At 64.0% G+C, this 16,144-nt stretch carries 10 protein-coding genes and 1 tRNA gene; 5 read left to right on the forward strand and 6 right to left on the reverse strand.

Annotated elements, in window-relative coordinates:
- Positions 1 to 250 precede the first annotated feature (250 nt).
- The 5 genes from gltB to LRA89_RS19600 form a co-directional block, all read right to left on the reverse strand.
- Positions 251 to 4,777 carry a glutamate synthase large subunit gene (gene gltB / locus LRA89_RS19580; RefSeq protein WP_230772665.1) on the reverse strand — a complete coding sequence of 1,509 codons (4,527 nt, stop codon included), beginning with the start codon at positions 4,775 to 4,777 and terminating at the stop codon, positions 251 to 253.
- Between the two features lies 1 nt (position 4,778).
- Entirely contained in the window at positions 4,779 to 5,489 is a 711-nt protein-coding gene (locus LRA89_RS19585; protein WP_230772666.1) for a hypothetical protein, read from the reverse strand.
- Entirely contained in the window at positions 5,486 to 6,931 is a 1,446-nt protein-coding gene (locus tag LRA89_RS19590; protein WP_230772668.1) for an NAD(P)-dependent oxidoreductase, read from the reverse strand. The genes LRA89_RS19585 and LRA89_RS19590 overlap by 4 nt, the downstream gene beginning before the upstream one ends.
- Before the next feature lie 151 nt (positions 6,932 to 7,082).
- The gene (locus tag LRA89_RS19595; RefSeq protein WP_230772670.1) at positions 7,083 to 7,880 is read right to left on the reverse strand and encodes an undecaprenyl-diphosphate phosphatase; all 798 of its coding nucleotides are present in this window, start codon (positions 7,878 to 7,880) and stop codon (positions 7,083 to 7,085) included.
- The gene (locus LRA89_RS19600; RefSeq protein WP_230772673.1) at positions 7,881 to 8,834 is read right to left on the reverse strand and encodes a complex I NDUFA9 subunit family protein; all 954 of its coding nucleotides are present in this window, start codon (positions 8,832 to 8,834) and stop codon (positions 7,881 to 7,883) included. It lies immediately after the preceding gene.
- A gap of 151 nt (positions 8,835 to 8,985) precedes the next feature.
- Here LRA89_RS19600 and LRA89_RS19605 point away from each other — a divergent pair.
- The 5 genes from LRA89_RS19605 (at position 8,986) to LRA89_RS19625 (ending at position 15,150) form a co-directional block, all read left to right on the forward strand.
- Positions 8,986 to 9,072: transfer RNA gene (locus tag LRA89_RS19605), tRNA-Leu, on the forward strand.
- A 167-nt stretch (positions 9,073 to 9,239) separates the two neighbouring features.
- Complete coding sequence (locus LRA89_RS19610) at positions 9,240 to 9,821, forward strand: DUF6538 domain-containing protein (RefSeq protein ID WP_230772675.1); 582 nt, start codon at positions 9,240 to 9,242, stop codon at positions 9,819 to 9,821.
- 362 nt (positions 9,822 to 10,183) lie between these two features.
- Complete coding sequence (locus LRA89_RS19615; RefSeq protein WP_230772677.1) at positions 10,184 to 11,647, forward strand: hypothetical protein; 1,464 nt, start codon at positions 10,184 to 10,186, stop codon at positions 11,645 to 11,647.
- A gap of 523 nt (positions 11,648 to 12,170) precedes the next feature.
- Positions 12,171 to 13,517 (forward strand): DUF4433 domain-containing protein, encoded by a 1,347-nt coding sequence (locus LRA89_RS19620; protein ID WP_268934953.1) that lies wholly within the window; start codon positions 12,171 to 12,173, stop codon positions 13,515 to 13,517.
- A 13-nt stretch (positions 13,518 to 13,530) separates the two neighbouring features.
- The gene (locus LRA89_RS19625; RefSeq protein ID WP_230772680.1) at positions 13,531 to 15,150 is read left to right on the forward strand and encodes a macro domain-containing protein; all 1,620 of its coding nucleotides are present in this window, start codon (positions 13,531 to 13,533) and stop codon (positions 15,148 to 15,150) included.
- A 36-nt stretch (positions 15,151 to 15,186) separates the two neighbouring features.
- On the opposite strand, the gene LRA89_RS19630 is transcribed toward LRA89_RS19625, so the two are convergent.
- Positions 15,187 to 15,585 (reverse strand): hypothetical protein, encoded by a 399-nt coding sequence (locus LRA89_RS19630; protein WP_230772681.1) that lies wholly within the window; start codon positions 15,583 to 15,585, stop codon positions 15,187 to 15,189.
- Positions 15,586 to 16,144 lie beyond the last annotated feature (559 nt).

Genomic DNA, 16,144 nt, shown 5'->3' on the forward strand with positions numbered 1-16,144 from the left:
CCGGATCGACCTTCACGCTCCCATCGTCACCCCGGACTTGTTCCGGGGTCCACCTGGCCCCAAACGCTGTCGATAAAGCCTCAAGGCGCACCGATCGCAGAGCCGTGGACCCCGGAACAAGTCCGGGGTGACGAAAGGGGTAGCTGTTTCGGCCGAAAATGACGAAGACTGACCGGAAATGCTGAATGTCGATCCCGTCTAGCGCCCGGACCGGCATCCCTTCCGTTGGGAAGGGATGCCGGAGCAGGCCTCAGGCCGCCGCGACCGCCTGACCGGGTTCGCCGGCATCGTCGCGCAACGGGTGCGCCAGGCGGGTCAGCATTTCCTTCGGCACCACCTGCCAGAAGCGGCCCTTCGTCCGCTCCCAATCCTCGAGGATCGCACCCGACCAGCGGCTGTCGGTCGCCTTGTGGTGCTGTTCGATCAGGTCGCGCAGGCTCGCTTCCCAATGCGCCGATCCCAGCCGGTGGAGCGTGATGCTCTCCGGGTTGTGATGGCGCTCGAAGCTTGCGTCATGGTCATAGACGAACGCCATGCCGCCGGTCATGCCCGCGCCGAAGTTCGTGCCGGTCCGCCCCAGCACCACCGCGACGCCGCCGGTCATATATTCGCAGCCATTGGCGCCGCAGCCCTCGACCACCACGGTCGCGCCCGAATTGCGCACCGCGAAGCGCTCGCCCGCCTGCCCCGCCGCGAACAGCTTGCCACTGGTCGCGCCATAGAGGACGGTGTTGCCGAGGATCGTGTTCTCGTGACTGCGTAAGGGCGACGACACCATCGGCCGCACCACGATCGTACCGCCCGACAGCCCCTTGCCGACATAGTCGTTGGCGTCGCCGAACACCTCCAGCTTCAACCCCTTGCACAGGAACGCGCCGAGGCTCTGCCCCGCCGACCCACGCAGCCGCACCGTGACATGCCCGTCGGCCAGCTTCGACATGCCGAACGTCCGGGTGATCTCGGAGGACAGCCGGGTGCCGACCGCGCGGTGGGTGTTGCGCACCGAATAGGTGAGCTGCATCTTCTCGCCGCGCGAGAACACCGCCGCCGCATCCTTTATCATCTGCGCATCGAGGCTGTCGGGCACGGCATTGCGGAACGTCGACAGGCTGAAGCGCCGCTCGCTCTCCTCGGCATCGACCTTCGCCAAGATCGGGTTGAGGTCGAGATCGTCGAGATGCTCGGCCCCGCGGCTGACCTGCCGCAGGAACTCGGTCCGCCCGACCACCTCGTTCAGCGACCGCACGCCGAGCCGCGACAATATCTCGCGCACTTCCTCGGCGATGAAGGTCATCAGGTTGATGACCTTTTCGGGCGTGCCGGTGAACTTGGCGCGCAGCCGCTCGTCCTGCACGCACACGCCGACCGGACAGGTGTTGCTATGGCACTGGCGCACCATGATGCAGCCCATCGCCACCAGCGACAGCGTGCCGATGCCGAACTCCTCGGCCCCGAGGATCGCGGCAGCGACGATGTCGCGCCCGGTCTTGAGCCCGCCGTCGGTGCGCAGCACCACCCGCCCGCGCAGGCCGTTGAGCGTTAGCGTCTGGTTGACTTCCGACAGGCCCATTTCCCACGGCGTACCGGCGTATTTGATCGACGTTTGTGGGCTGGCCCCGGTGCCGCCGACATGGCCCGACACGAGGATGACGTCGGCATGCGCCTTCGCCACGCCCGCCGCGACGGTGCCGATGCCCGCCGAGCTGACGAGCTTCACGCAGACCCGCGCCTTGGGATTAATCTGCTTGAGGTCGTAGATGAGCTGCGCCAGATCCTCGATCGAATAGATGTCGTGGTGCGGCGGCGGCGAGATGAGCGTAACGCCCGGCGTCGCATGGCGCAGCTTGGCGATGAACTCGGTCACCTTGAACCCGGGCAACTGCCCGCCCTCGCCGGGCTTGGCCCCCTGCGCGACCTTGATCTCGATCTCGTCGCAGGCGTTGAGATATTCGGCGGTGACGCCGAAGCGGCCCGACGCCACCTGCTTGATGACCGAATTGCCGTTGTCGCCATTCTCGTACGGCTGATAGCGGATCGAATCCTCGCCGCCCTCGCCCGACACCGCCTTGGCGCCGATGCGATTCATCGCGATCGCCAGCGTCTCGTGCGCTTCCGGCGACAGCGCGCCCAAGGACATGCCCGGCGTCACGAACCGCTTGCGGATTTCGGTGATCGCCTCGACCTGATCGATCGCCACGCCGGTCTCGGGGAAGTTGAACTCGAGCACGTCGCGCAGATAGACCGGCGGCAGGTCGCGCACCCCGCGCGAGAACTGCATATAGGTCGAATAGCTGTCGGTCGCGACCGCGGTCTGCAACAGGTGCATGAGCTGCGCCGAATAGGCATGCGCCTCGCCACCGTTGCGCTGGCGATAGAAGCCGCCGATCGGCAGGTTCACGACGGCACTGTCGAACGCCGCGTCATGCCGCTGCGTCGCGTTGACGTGGAGCGAATGATAGCCCTCGCCCGAAATCTTGGCGGGCATGCCGGGGAAGAAGTCGTTGACCAGCGCGCGGCTGAGGCCCACCGCCTCGAAGTTATAGCCGCCGCGATAGCTGGAGATCACCGCGATCCCCATCTTCGACATGATCTTGAGCAGCCCCTCGTCGATCGCGGTACGGTGGCGCTTGAGCGCCTCGTCAATCGAGATTTCGCCGAACAGCCCGCGCGCATGGCGATCGGCGATCGCCGCTTCGGCCAGATAGGCGTTCACCGTGGTCGCGCCGACGCCGATCAGCACCGCATAATAATGGGTGTCGAGACACTCCGACGAGCGCACGTTGATCGACGCATAGGACCGCAGCCCCTTGCGCACCAGATGCGTATGCACCGCCGCCGCCGCCAGCACGCCGGCGATCGGGACCTTGGTCGCGTCCAGATGCTCGTCGGTCAGGAACAGCTCGCTGCGCCCTTCGCGCACCGCCTGTTCGGCCTGCGCACGAACGCGGGCGATGGCGGCACGCAGCGCTTCCGGCCCTTCGCCCGCCGGGAAGGTGCAGTCGATCTCCGCCGTCTGCGCGCCGAAATGGCTCTTGAGCCGCAGCCAGTCGGTGTTGGTCAGCACCGGGCTGTCGAGGACCAGCACCTTGCTCGACCGGTCGCCGGTGTCGAGGATGTTGGCGAGGTTGCCGAAGCGCGTCTTGAGCGACATGACGTAGCGCTCGCGCAGCGGATCGATCGGCGGGTTCGTCACCTGCGAGAAATTCTGGCGGAAGAAATGGCTGATGAGCCGCGGCTTGTCGGAAATGACCGCCAGCGGCGTGTCGTCGCCCATCGATCCGATCGCTTCCTTGGCCCCTTCGACCATCGGCGACAGGATCAGCTCCATGTCCTCCAGCGTCTGCCCGGCACACACCTGCCGCCGCGCCAGCTCGGCACGGTCGTAGCGCAACGGCTCGGCAGTGGCGGCGGGAAGATCCCCGATCGTCAGGAACTTGGCGGTCATGGCGGCATAGTCCGCCTCGCCCGCGATCTTGTCCTTGATCGCGCGGTCCTTGTAGAGTTTGCCTTCGGTCAGGTCGACCGCGAGCATTTCGCCCGGCCCGAGGCGACCCTTCTCGACCACCGTCGATTCGGACACCGGCACCATGCCCGCTTCCGACCCGACGATCAGCAGCCCGTCGCCGGTGATGGTATAGCGCAACGGGCGCAGCGCGTTGCGATCCAGCCCGGCGACCGCCCAGCGGCCGTCGGTCATCGCGAGCGCGGCGGGACCGTCCCACGGCTCCATGACGCTCGCGAGATAATCATACATCGCGGTATGCGCCGGCGGCATGTCGGCGGCACCCTGCCACGCCTCGGGCACCAGCATCAGCTTGGCGGTCGGCGCGTCGCGGCCCGACCGGCAGATCGTCTCGAACACTGCATCCAGCGCCGCCGTGTCCGACGCGCCCGCCGGGATCACCGGCTTGATGTCCTCGGAGCGCTCGCCGAACGCGATGCTCGCCATCTTGATCTCGTGGCTAAGCATCCAGTTCTTGTTGCCGCGGATCGTGTTGACCTCGCCATTGTGCGCGAGGCAGCGGAACGGCTGCGCCAGCCACCATTGCGGAAAGGTGTTGGTCGAATAGCGCTGGTGAAAGATCGCGACGCGCGATTCGAAGCGTTCGTCGTTCAGGTCGGGGTAGAAGTCCGACAGCGATTCGGCGAGGAACAGCCCCTTGTAGATGATCGAGCGGCACGACAGCGAACAGAAGTAGAAGCCGGTGATCTGCGCGGCGATGATCCGCTTCTCGATCCGGCGGCGCACGAGATACAGATGCTTCTCGAACTCGGCCTCGTCCATGTCTTCCGGCGCGGGGCCGGCGATCATGATCTGCTCGATCTCGGGCCGGGTCGCCTGCGCCTTCATGCCGATGACCGACACGTCGACCGGCACCTGCCGCCAGCCATAGATCGACCAGCCGGCCTCGATGATCTCCGATTCGACGAGCGTGCGGCACGTCTCCTGCGCGCCAAGGTCGGTGCGCGGCATGAACACCATGCCGACCGCGAGGCGGGCGTGCATCGGCTTGTGCCCCGACCCGGCGATCGCATCGTCGAAGAAGCGGTGCGGCAGGTCGACATGGATGCCGGCGCCGTCGCCGGTCTTGCCATCGGCATCGACCGCGCCGCGATGCCATACGGCGCGCAACGCATCGATCGCCGACTGGACGACGCGGCGCGACGGCTTGCCATCGGTCGCGGCGACGAGGCCGACACCGCAGGCGTCGCCTTCATATTCCGGGCGGTACATGCCTTCGGTGGCAAGGCGGAGGCGTTCGGTTTCGAGGGTCATCTTACTTTCCCTTCACGGGGGCGGCCATCGACCGCATCGTCATCATCATCGCCTCGGCCACCGCTGGGGTGATCGCCTGTGCGAGCGTGTTGGTTTCGGCGGTGATCGCTGCCTGCAGCTTGGGAACTGCCAACTGGAAACGACGGCCGGTAGCGGTCGCACCGAAGCGCGCGAGCTCGGCGATCTGTGCCGGGGTCATCGCCCGCAACGATCCGGCCATATCGATCGCACCGGTCACGTCGCTGGTCGTCAGATGTCCGTTAGCCTGCCCAGCGGCCGCGATCTTGGCAGTATCGACATTGGCGGCGACCGCCCCTTGCAGCGCCCTTCCCGTCGGCGATCGCAGGAACCGGGTAACTTCGCTCAGGTCGGCGGGCGACAGGTCGGCGGCAGCGACTGCCGCAATCCGCTGCTGCAATACCGGCAGTCCGTCACGATAGGTCTGCTCGACCACGACGGCACCGGCATCGAGCAGCTTGGCCCGCGCACCAGGACTGCGCTGTTCCAGCGTGGTGATCGTGGGCTGTTGCGCCAGCGCCTTTCTCCCCTCGGTACGAAACGCAGCGACGGCATTACGTGTCGTCATTTCGGCCGGGACATAGGCCTCGGCAAAAGCAAGCGCTTCGGCCGAAACCTTGGCGGTCGTGGCGAGAGTGGGGGGCGGAGCGGCGGTCGGCGCCTGCACCAGCAACAGCGCTAGCGCAGCGATCACGCCGCCACCCTCGCCGCCTTGGCCTTCGCTTTCAGATAGGTGTGCATCCGCTCGGTCACGTCGCGGCCGTCGCGGATCGCCCAGACTACCAGCGACGCACCGCGCACGATGTCACCGGCGGCAAACACGCCGTCGAGCGAGGTCATCATCGACTTGCCGTCGACGCGGACCGTGCCCCAGCGCGTCACGCCCAGTTCGGGCGCGTCGAACAGCGTCGGCAGGTCCTCGGCATCGAAGCCCAGCGCCTTCACCACCAGATCGGCGTCGAGCAGGAATTCATTGCCCGGATCGGTTTCCGGGGCGCGGCGGCCCGAGGCATCGGGCGCGCCGAGGCGCATGCCCGTCGCGCGGACCTGCACCACCTGTCCGTCGCGGTCGTCGAAGGCGGCGGGGGCGGAGAGCCAGACGAACTCGACGCCCTCTTCCTCGGCATTGGCGACTTCGCGCTGCGATCCGGGCATGTTGGCGCGGTCGCGGCGGTAGAGGCATTTCACCGACTTCGCCCCTTGGCGGATCGCGGTGCGGACGCAGTCCATCGCAGTATCGCCGCCGCCCACCACGACGACGTTCTTGCCCGCGGCGTTGAGCGATCCGTCGTCATAGGCCGGCACGGTGTCGCCGAAGCCGATCTTGTTCGACGTGGTCAGATAGTCGAGCGCGTCAACCACGCCGCCGCTGCCGACGCCGGGTGCCTTGATCGCACGCGGCTTGTAGACGCCGGTGGCGATCAGCACCGCATCATGCTGCTGGCGCAACTGGTCGAGCGTCGCGTCGCGGCCGACCTCGAAGCCTTCGTGAAAGACAATGCCGCCTTCCTTCAGCCGCTCGACGCGGCGCATCACCACCGGCTTCTCCAGCTTGAAGCCGGGGATGCCATAGGTCAGCAACCCGCCCGCGCGGTCGTAGCGATCATAGACATGGACGTCATAGCCGAGGTTGCGAAGCCATTCCGCCGCCGACAGGCCCGCCGGCCCCGCGCCGACGATCCCGACCGACTGGCCGCGCGCCGGGCCGACCGCTACGGGTTCGACCCAGCCGTTTTCCCAGGCGGTGTCTGTGATGAACTTCTCGACCGATCCGATCGTGACCGCGCCGTGGCCCGAAAATTCGATGACGCAATTACCCTCGCACAGCCGGTCCTGCGGGCAGATGCGGCCGCAGATCTCGGGCATGGTCGAGGTGCTGTTGGAAAGCTGATACGCCTCCTGCAACCGCCCTTCGGCGGTCAGGCGCAGCCAGTCGGGAATATGGTTGTGCAGCGGGCAATGCACCGAACAATAGGGCACGCCGCATTGCGAGCAGCGCCCGGCCTGATCCTCGGCCGCCGGCGGCGCATAGCGCTCGGCGATTTCGCGAAAGTCGTCCGCGCGCAATTCGGCTTCGCGCTTGGCCGGATAGGCCTGCGGACGCGCGACGAACTTCAACATTGCTTGATCGGCCATGGTGCCCTCCGATCGTCCGAAAAGCATATTCGGGCAACAGAGTCACGCAACAAACTACCTATAGGTCAGTCTTGATGTCCCATTTATCTTAATGCGAACGGTTTGCAGAATTTTCAGAACCGTTCGTCATATCGTTGAGGCCGATCCGGCCCTATCGTGCCAGTAACCAGATCAATGCCATGCTGCCGGCGACGATCCGATACCATGCGAACGGCGCGAACCCGAAACGGCCGACGATCCTGACGAAACCCTTGACCACCAGCAGCGCCACGACGAACGCCGCGCCGAACCCGATCGCGATTCCCGCCAGATCGTCGAGCGTCAGCAGCGCGCGATCCTTGTAGAGCGAATAGGCGGTCGCGCCGATCATCGTCGGCACGGCGAGGAAGAAGCTGAACTCCGCCGCCGTCCGCCGTTCGACACCGAGCAGCAGCGCGCCCATGATCGTCGCGCCCGAACGGCTGACGCCCGGCAGCATCGCGATACACTGCATCGCGCCGACCGAGATGGCGTTGCCGACGCTCATGTCCTCGACCGCGTGGATGCGCACCCGCTTCACCATCCGTTCGATCAGCAGGATCACGACGCCGCCGACGATCAGCGCGACGGCGACGATCACCGGCTTCTGCATCACCGCGCGGATCGCATCATAGAACAGCGCGCCCGCGACCATCGCCGGCAGAAAGCCGATCAGGATGTTGCGGGTGAAGGCGATCGCCTGCGGGTCGAGCCGGGTCAGCCCCAGCGCCACGCCGGTGAAGCGCGCGCGATAGGCGACGAGCACCGCGAGGATCGCGCCCAACTGGATCGCGATCTTGAACACGATCGAGCTTTCGTCGGTATAGCCGAACAGCTCGCCCGCAAGGATCAGGTGCCCGGTCGAGGACACCGGCAGGAATTCGGTCAGTCCCTCGATGATGCCGAGGACGACATAGGTGATCCACTCCACTTACGCGCCCTTCAGTTCGGCGATGCGACCGAAGCGCCCGCTCTTGCGATATTGCACCAGCCAGTCGGGGGCAACGGTGGCCATCGGCACCGGACGCTGGTCGAACGCCTCGATTCCCGGAACGCCGTCGCCGACGACATTGTCCTGCGACAGCATCGCCCATTGATCCTTCGAGATCGGGGTGAGCGGCATCGCCGCGATCACGCCGCCCAGTTCGTTCGGAATGTCAAGGAAGCGCACGTCGCGGCCGATCGCTTGCGCGATCCAGCGATTGAGTTCGCCCATCGTCACCACGTCGGGGCCGCCGATCGCATAGGTCTGTCCGCCAAAGCGCTCGGGATCGCCGAGCGCCTTGACGATCACCTGCGCCAGATCGACGACATAGACCGGCTGGAACTTCGCCGAAGCCGCCATCACCGGCACGATCGGGCGACCGATCAGCGCGGGCGCGCCCGCGATCATGCCGGCGAAGCGGTTGACGAAGCCGTCCTCGCGCCCGAACACGATCGAGGGGCGCAGGATCGTGGCACCGGGAAACGCCTGTCGCACTGCCTCCTCGCCACCCGCCTTCGAGCGGCCATAGGCCGAGGGCGAGGCCGCATCGGCACCGATCGCCGAAATCTGCACGAACGCCTTTGCACCCGCCGCCTGCGCGGCCTGTGCAAGCGTGCGGGCACCGGCGACATGCACCTTGTCGAAGTCGCCCGCCAGCACGCCGACGAGGTTCACGACCCCGTCCGACCCGGCGACCGCGCGCGCGACCGTTTCGGGCTTCGACAGGTCGGCGGCGACGAACTGCGTCTGGCCCAGCCCACCTTGCGTCTTGAGATAGAGCGCCTGGCGCGGATCGCGCTGGGCGATGCGGACGCGGGCGCCGGCCTTGAGCAATTCCTGCACGACATAGCGGCCGACAAAGCCGCCACCGCCGAACAGCGTGATCAACTGGTTCTTCATCGTGCCTGCCTTCTGCTTCGCGGGGCGGTGATCGGTTCGAATGCGGGAACCCCATGCCGTTCCGCCGCGCAAACGGCAAGGACCGCAATTATTCGCAACAACGTTGTTGACACCCCCGACGACCCCCCGTAGAGGCGCCCTCCTACCCCGTGCCCAGATGGCGGAATTGGTAGACGCACCAGCTTCAGGTGCTGGCGATCGCAAGGTCGTGGAGGTTCGAGTCCTCTTCTGGGCACCAGCTACTCTCAAAGCATTGAAAATGCTCGGGGATCGTCGGAAAGACGGTCCCCGGAGGGCGTTTGCTACGACAAACTGCTACGGGGAAGTGGCCGATCGTCAGCCGGAAAGTCCCGGAAAACCGTCACTGTTGAGAAGAGCGTTTGCTACGGGAAGGTGCTACGGGATTTGCCCCGTGGCGTGCTTCGACGCGGGCAGAAACTCTACTATCGCCACACCGTTCCGGTGGATGCTCAACGGCTTTTGGATCGGCTCGAAATCTGGCGCTCGCTGCGCACCGACAGCCTCTCCGTCGCCGTGCGTCGATTGCCGAGCGTCGTGGCGCGGATCGAAATGGAGATCGAACATGCTCGCGCGATGGCGGGCCTGCCGGTCGATGCAACGCTCATCCGACCGCTGAACGACGATCCCTCCGCGCGTTTGGTTGAGATCGCTCCATCGCGGCCCACGATCACCCAGCTTAATGACGCCCTCACACTCGGAGAAGCGTATCGCAGTTACATCGACGATCCGACGCGCGCTTGGTCTGCCAACACGCGGGAGGCGTATGAGACAAGCCGTAAGCTCGCGATTGCGGTGATTGGCGAGGAGACTCCTGTAGTCCATGCGATGCTCACCAATGAGCGACAGATTGCAACCATGCTTCGCGAACTGGCCGAGCGAGGCCCAACTGTGTTGGCGGACATCGCCGCGCGCGGTGCAGCCAAAGGCAATGATCCGCGGCCGCCGGACCGCCCGTCGCCGGATTAAGACGATCGTCGTTGGATTGGCCGATCGTCCGTGGACGGGCGGGTATGGCCGGGTCAGGCGGGTAAGGCTTGGCCGGCTGGGTTTCGGTCAGACCGGACCAGGCTTGCCGAACGGACGCGGTCGGGCGGGCCACGTCTGCGTAACATGGTCAGCTCGATCAGGTCAGCATTGTCGGTGGCATGCTCACTTCGTGTGCGCGGCACAGAACCGGATTGGCGGGGCAGCGCCAGCCAGCTTAAAGTTGGTCAGGTCGCAGCCGGAGAGGCGAGCCTAGCTAATCTCACGTTGGTCGGGTCGGACCGGGTCAGGTCGAATTACAGGAGGGGCTTATCGCCAAGGGAGGCATCACGCGCACAGGCGTCTTGAACGCGATCGCGGAATTCGACGACATCGGTCGCTCCGCGTTTCTCGAACGCTACGGTTTCAACGGCGCGCGCGACTATTTTGTTGTCCACGAAGGCCGGCGTTACGCCTCCAAGGCGATCGCCGCGGTCGCGTACAAATGGGCGCCGGGCGGAGACGGCCAGGCGCTGGGCGCTCTCGATTTGAGCGGCGGTCGTAACGACGCCGCGAAGCGGCTCATCAACCTCGGCTTCCTCGTGACCTCGCCTGAAGATGTCGGCACTAACGAGGGCGCATCACAAACGCCCGGAGTCTCCGGTGACCAATGGTCAGACAGCGGGTTGAATGGCGGCTTGGCGGCCGGCAATTTCGACGCCTGTGCCGCGCGCTTCCTCGGCCAAGTCCGTGTTGCGCAAAAGGGTCGTCCCTTCACCGGTTTCGCCGAGGGCGTCGCGGCTACGATGGAGGATTACAAGCCGCGATTGCGTGCCCGCGCGCTCGAGCTGCTCGATGTTGCCAGCTGGACTGACGCAGCGATCGGTGCGGGCGCGATCCTGCGCAATGTCATCGCGGCAATCGAAATCCAGGATGTCCGGCTCAATCTCGCAAACAATCTCGTCTTCTGGCAAAACCGCTTCGGCCACGCCAACCGTGATCACCGCGCGCTTCTCGAAGCCGCTGATGGCGGTGCGGCCCGCCGCGATCTCGAGGGCGCACTGTTCGGACTGTTCGCAGGCGGCGAGGACGAGGGTCTGGTCTTCGACCGTCTCGCCGACCTCACGCACCGCAAATATCCGCTTCTCGCCTATCTCTTCTACCTGAAGGACGGCGACCGGTTTCTGCCGATCCAGCCGACCGGCTTCGACGAGGCGTTTCGCGAGCTCGGCATTGACCTGGTCACGCGCGGCCAATGTTCGTGGGACAATTACCGGCGCTATTTGAACGCCATTGCCGGCGTGCGATCGCGGCTCGAAGCTCATGGAGGGTTCGGCGATGTCGATCTCATTGATGCCCATTCCTTATGCTGGCTGCTGGTCAAACTGCCGCTGGTTACCGCTACCGGACCCGCCGGGAACAGGTCAGGGTCGCGCGGCGTCGATCCGGGTCGCAAGCTCGGCGCGCGTGACCGGGCAATCGCCACCATGATCCTCTCGGTCGAGAAGACCGTGCGCGACGCCAATGGCCAGAGCGTTCTGCGCACCGTCAAGAACAAGGAGCTGCATCTCGACCAATATGCGCTGCGCAAGTTGCTCGAGCGGCTCACCGATGTCCAGGGCGACCGATGTGCACTCACCGGCATCCCGTTCGACTATAGTGGCGCCGACCCGCGACTGGCGCCATCGTGCGACCGTATCGACAGCGCGGGCCATTATAGCGACGGCAATGTTCAGATCGTCTGCTGCTTTATCAATTTTTGGAAGGGGAGTGACGATAACGACGAGTTTCGCGAGTTGCTGGCGCTGATCCGTCATGACGACTTTTGATCAAGCTGCGAGGCGCTAAGCGACGCCGTAGCTGCGAAAATTGCGACCGATTTTATAATAGTTTGGCGCGTTCGCACTGAGGAAGGAGTTGTCATCCGCATCGACCGACGCTGTGTGGAGCCCGCTCGGGCCGATTTCCACGGGGGATGGGGTCAAATCTTACGGTGTCCGCTTTCCGACCGCGATCTCCCAAAAGCTGCCTGTCGGCTGTCGACCAAAGTCGGCCGTTCGCCGGCTGAACCACGAGCGGCTGATTGTCACAGAAGCGGTCGTTCACGACGCGTCAACCGAACGATCACGATAATTGCGGATCGATAGACTATCAATCAGTACAAATCTCACCAATCTCTCAATGCAAGTGCGCCTAACCGTCTTTTTAACGCCCCGTGCCGAACATTTTCCACCACAGCGAGGCCCAAGCGTCTTGATCGGGCACGACTCAGACATATGATCGACCAGCCCATCCCTGTCATGAGCGAAGCTGAGGCGTTCTTGCCTGGCATTCGTCGGAGCTTTACATACTGTGCCGATACCTGTCGAGCATGTACACCGCCACTTGTACCATTTCACTCATATCGATAATCTTCCCGGGCTGCTAAGAACTGGGTTCTTGGCGAACAACCATCCGGCATTCCCAGCGCACCGCAGGTCTATCGCCGCTGCGACCATCCAGGCGCGCCGTGCGGCCATGGTCGTACCGTGTGGCCCGGGCGGCCGTGTCCACGATTATGTGCCGCTCTATTTCGGTTCGCTCAGTCCGATGCTGCTCATGGTGTTGCTGTCGAAGAACGTCGATCAGCGTGACATCGTCTATTTTGAATTCCCGATTTCGCTTCTGCTGCGTCCATCGGTCGTGTTCACCGACGCCGGGGCCAATACCGATCTGCCTCCCGGCTTCTATACCGATCCGGTACAGCTTGGCCAACTCGACTGGGGGGCGATCGATGCGCGAACTTGGAGCGAGAGGGATCCGAACCGAAAGAATCGGCGCATGGCAGAAGCGCTGGTCCATACCGCGTTACCGTTGACGGATGCGGTCCGAATTATCGGCTTCGACGCGAACGCACGGCACCGCATCGGCGTCATGGTAGCAGAAGCCGGCTTGAATCAGCCCCCGATAACCCTGGAGGATAGATACCAGCGGCAGCATTACATCCGCGCGTTCGATAATAGCGGGATTAGCGCCGTGTTTGGACCGAACGAGATTGCTGAGCGCTTCGAGGCGGCCTGCGCCTCGGTTGAAGCGGCACGCGGGGCGGCGCGACCGGCCCCGCCCTACGCGCGGCCCGAGGATCTGCTTGCTGCCCTCCGGGCCAATTTCGGGTGCGTTCCGCAGACCGCCGAGCTCGTTGGCCTCGCCTCCGACAATGGCATGCACAAGCACACCGTCGACATCCACACCTGCGAGGTCGTCGACAAACTCTTGCAGCTTCCCGGGTTCCGGGCGCTCAGCGGCGAGCATCAGACCCTCGTCGAGCTCGCCGCCTATCTGCACGATATAGGCAAAGGTCCAAAGGCGCGCTGGGCTTTCAACAATGGCGTGCAGAGGGTCGACACTAATCATCCGGTCGGGGCAATGCCGATGATGGTGGATATCCTGACCAGACAGGTTGGGTGGATTTCACCGCAAGCTGTCCGAAGACTGATGAAGCTTGTATGCTATCATGATCTCGTCGGCGACATACTCGGCCGAAATCGAGACGAGCAGCAGCTCATCGATATTCTCGATGACGAGACCGATCTCGATATGCTGATCGCTATCGGTCAGGCGGATGCAAGCGCACTGCAGGAGGCATGGAACATAACCTTCACGCTCCAATCAGCCGGCCTGCGTCAGCGATGTGCTGCGGCGATCCGGGCCAAAGTGTGATAGACGGTTTATCATGATCGAAATGACGCAGGGCGACATGTTCGCGCGAGACGCGGACATTCGGGTGAACACAGTGAATTGCGTCGGCGTCATGGGTGCCGGCATCGCGCTGGCGTTCAAGCAACGCTACCCGACCATGTTCGAAGAATATAGGCTTGCTTGCAAACGCGGCGAGATCCGGCCCGGCCGACTCACCGAATGGCGCGAGCTCGGTGGCGACTGGGTCGTAAATTTCCCGACCAAAAGGGATTGGCGCGAGCCGTCGCGCTACGAGGATATCGATGCCGGCCTCGATGCGTTCCGGGCTTTTCTGAAGCCGCTTGGCGCCGTGAGCGTGGCGCTTCCTGCGCTCGGCTGCGGACATGGCGGCCTGGATTGGACGCGGGTTTCGGCCATGATCAGCGAAAAGCTCGACGGCCTTGACGCCAAGATCCAAGTCTATGCACCGGCGGACTCCCGCAAGGCCGGGCGCAAGCCGCCAGCCGAAGTCGCCCATGGCGACGTTCTGGCTGCCAAGGAATTAGGCTTCGGACGCATGTCGCTCGCGGGCCGCGAGCTATTTACCAAGGGCGCGGCGTCTGCATTGGCGGCGCAAAGCTGGCTCGCGGTGTTCGCCTCGCGCAATCCTGGCGAACGCGAAGTGAGTGCACTCACTTCGATTGCGACTGCTTTGTCGCAGCAAGAGCCGCGAATAGTTCCGGCGCTCGTGCATCAGGGCAAAGTGAGTGAAGAGATCGCGTCGCTATTTGCGGCCGCGGGACTGGACGTCGTCCTGCTCGCGCCAATGGGCCCACTAGCGAAACGATCCTTGGCCGGACTCGCCTCTGAGCGGATCGCCGTTGCGACATTAGGCAAGCCGCATGAAAAATGGTCGCGGCCGCTTATGGGTCAAGCGATGAACCTTCTACGGGAACGCTGCACGGCAGTGCTGGTTGCTGATCCCGCACCGATCTGGCTGATCGAGCGACCAGATAAGTGGGAGACCAAAGCGATCAGCTTTGTCGCCTATGACAAGACGATCGAAAATGTGAACGCCGAGTTGCACGCACTTGGCGCGCGGCCAATTAAGCGCCGCGCGGCAGATGGCTTGCCCAATGTCGCCCCCCTCCTGCGTTCCAAAATCAATCCGGGTGTCGACGATACGACCTGCGCCTCGCCATTGTCCAAGCAGGCGGATCTCTTACTGGACCTAGCAGAGCTCGACGTGGAGACGCGCCGCGACGTGTTCGCCCTGCTCAACACCACCGATCCGACCCGTTGGTCGATGCAAATCAGCTTTAAGGACGATGCAATGGCATCTGCCCTTGAAGAACGCATTGATCGACTGCGCCAATTGACGCGCGCCGAGCGGGCCGGTGCGGACTGGTCGAAACAGGCCGCCCCTATCGTGGGTACTCCCGAGCCACTTCCCGTGCTTAAGGATACGGCACCCTCTTTGATGCATGGGGTAGATTTGACCGAACAATCGGGTCCCGGCGGGCAAGCCGCCACGCAGGTTTTGTCCGGACCGACACAGGGGTCACACGCAGGTGACGCCGCGGGCGATCCCCCGCCTGCCAAGGCAGTGCGCAAGACGCGGCAGCGGGCGCAAACACCGGTACGGTCAGCCCCTCAGAGGCGCAGGACCAGCTAACACGCTGCACTTTGTACAATTGCCGCGGGGGTGGCCTTAGGATCTTCGGGTCGCCCACACTCGCGATACGCATCGATTGGGTGTCGCGTTGCCAGGGATGCGATCAAGCGGGAAATGTTCGGCCCCGACAGAAGTTGCCGTTTGAGAGCAATAGCCGGGATCGCTAAAAGTCGCGATGTTGCCGATTGGCATAGCCGATGCCACGACGTTGAGATCCGAACGGCCATGTAAACGGATGTCTGAAGCGGGGATGCCGGTAAGTAAGGCGCGGTGAAAGTCCACAAGTGGGTCGTCGTGCTTTAAGAGGAGGGGGCCGCTCTCGACCAGCTCAAGGCATTCAACGCCGTTGATGTGAGCGTCGGCTTTTGCTGAAACCCGCCATTCGGGTCGCGCAAACCGGCGGGTCGGCTTGGCGTCCCGATATCGGTCGTTCATTGAATTATGCGCGTTCCTGGAAGCCGTCGTCGTTTAGGCAGTCAGTGGACAGCGCTTTCGATTTGGGTTGCGCCTGCCTAGCCGGTCGTGGCGGGTCGTCATAATGCTGGTCGCCAACGCCACAGCGGATGCGGTATCCGACCTCGAATTGATGAAAGAGACGATCGCGGAGGAGGGCGCGGCATCGCTGCCGCTAGCGGCTGGAGGTATCCGCACGCGGCGTTTGTGCCACTCGTAATTTTTACAAAGTCAGAGAGAAGGCAGTCGGTGGCTCGGTTACCAGTCTTTCGGCGGATACAGGCCAGCAGCGATCACCGCGTCGTTGAGAGCCTTAGCATAGCCGCCCTCCCATATAGGGATCATTTCGCGCCAATCCTGCTTGTCGATCCAATTCGCGCGCGGAATCGCGGCCAATCCGGCGGCATTTCGCTTTAGGGTCTGTGGGGATTCACAAAGTTGTGCGGATGTGATTCACGCTATGGATGGATCGTGACGTACTGACGGACGCCCAATGGGCAAAGATCGAGCCGCATTGCCTGGGCAAGCGGACTGACCCCGG

Source organism: Sphingomonas sp. Leaf4, assembly GCF_920939515.1.
Taxonomy (GTDB): Bacteria; Pseudomonadota; Alphaproteobacteria; order Sphingomonadales; family Sphingomonadaceae; genus Sphingomonas.

Excerpts from the sequence above, each read along its gene's own strand:
- gltB (WP_230772665.1), bottom strand. The coding sequence starts at position 4,777 with ATGACCCTCGAAACCGAACGCCTCCGCCTTGCCACCGAAGGCATGTAC.
- LRA89_RS19590 (WP_230772668.1), bottom strand. The coding sequence starts at position 6,931 with ATGGCCGATCAAGCAATGTTGAAGTTCGTCGCGCGTCCGCAGGCCTAT.
- LRA89_RS19600 (WP_230772673.1), bottom strand. The coding sequence starts at position 8,834 with ATGAAGAACCAGTTGATCACGCTGTTCGGCGGTGGCGGCTTTGTCGGC.
- LRA89_RS19625 (WP_230772680.1), top strand. The coding sequence starts at position 13,531 with ATGATCGAAATGACGCAGGGCGACATGTTCGCGCGAGACGCGGACATT.
- LRA89_RS19630 (WP_230772681.1), bottom strand. The coding sequence starts at position 15,585 with ATGAACGACCGATATCGGGACGCCAAGCCGACCCGCCGGTTTGCGCGA.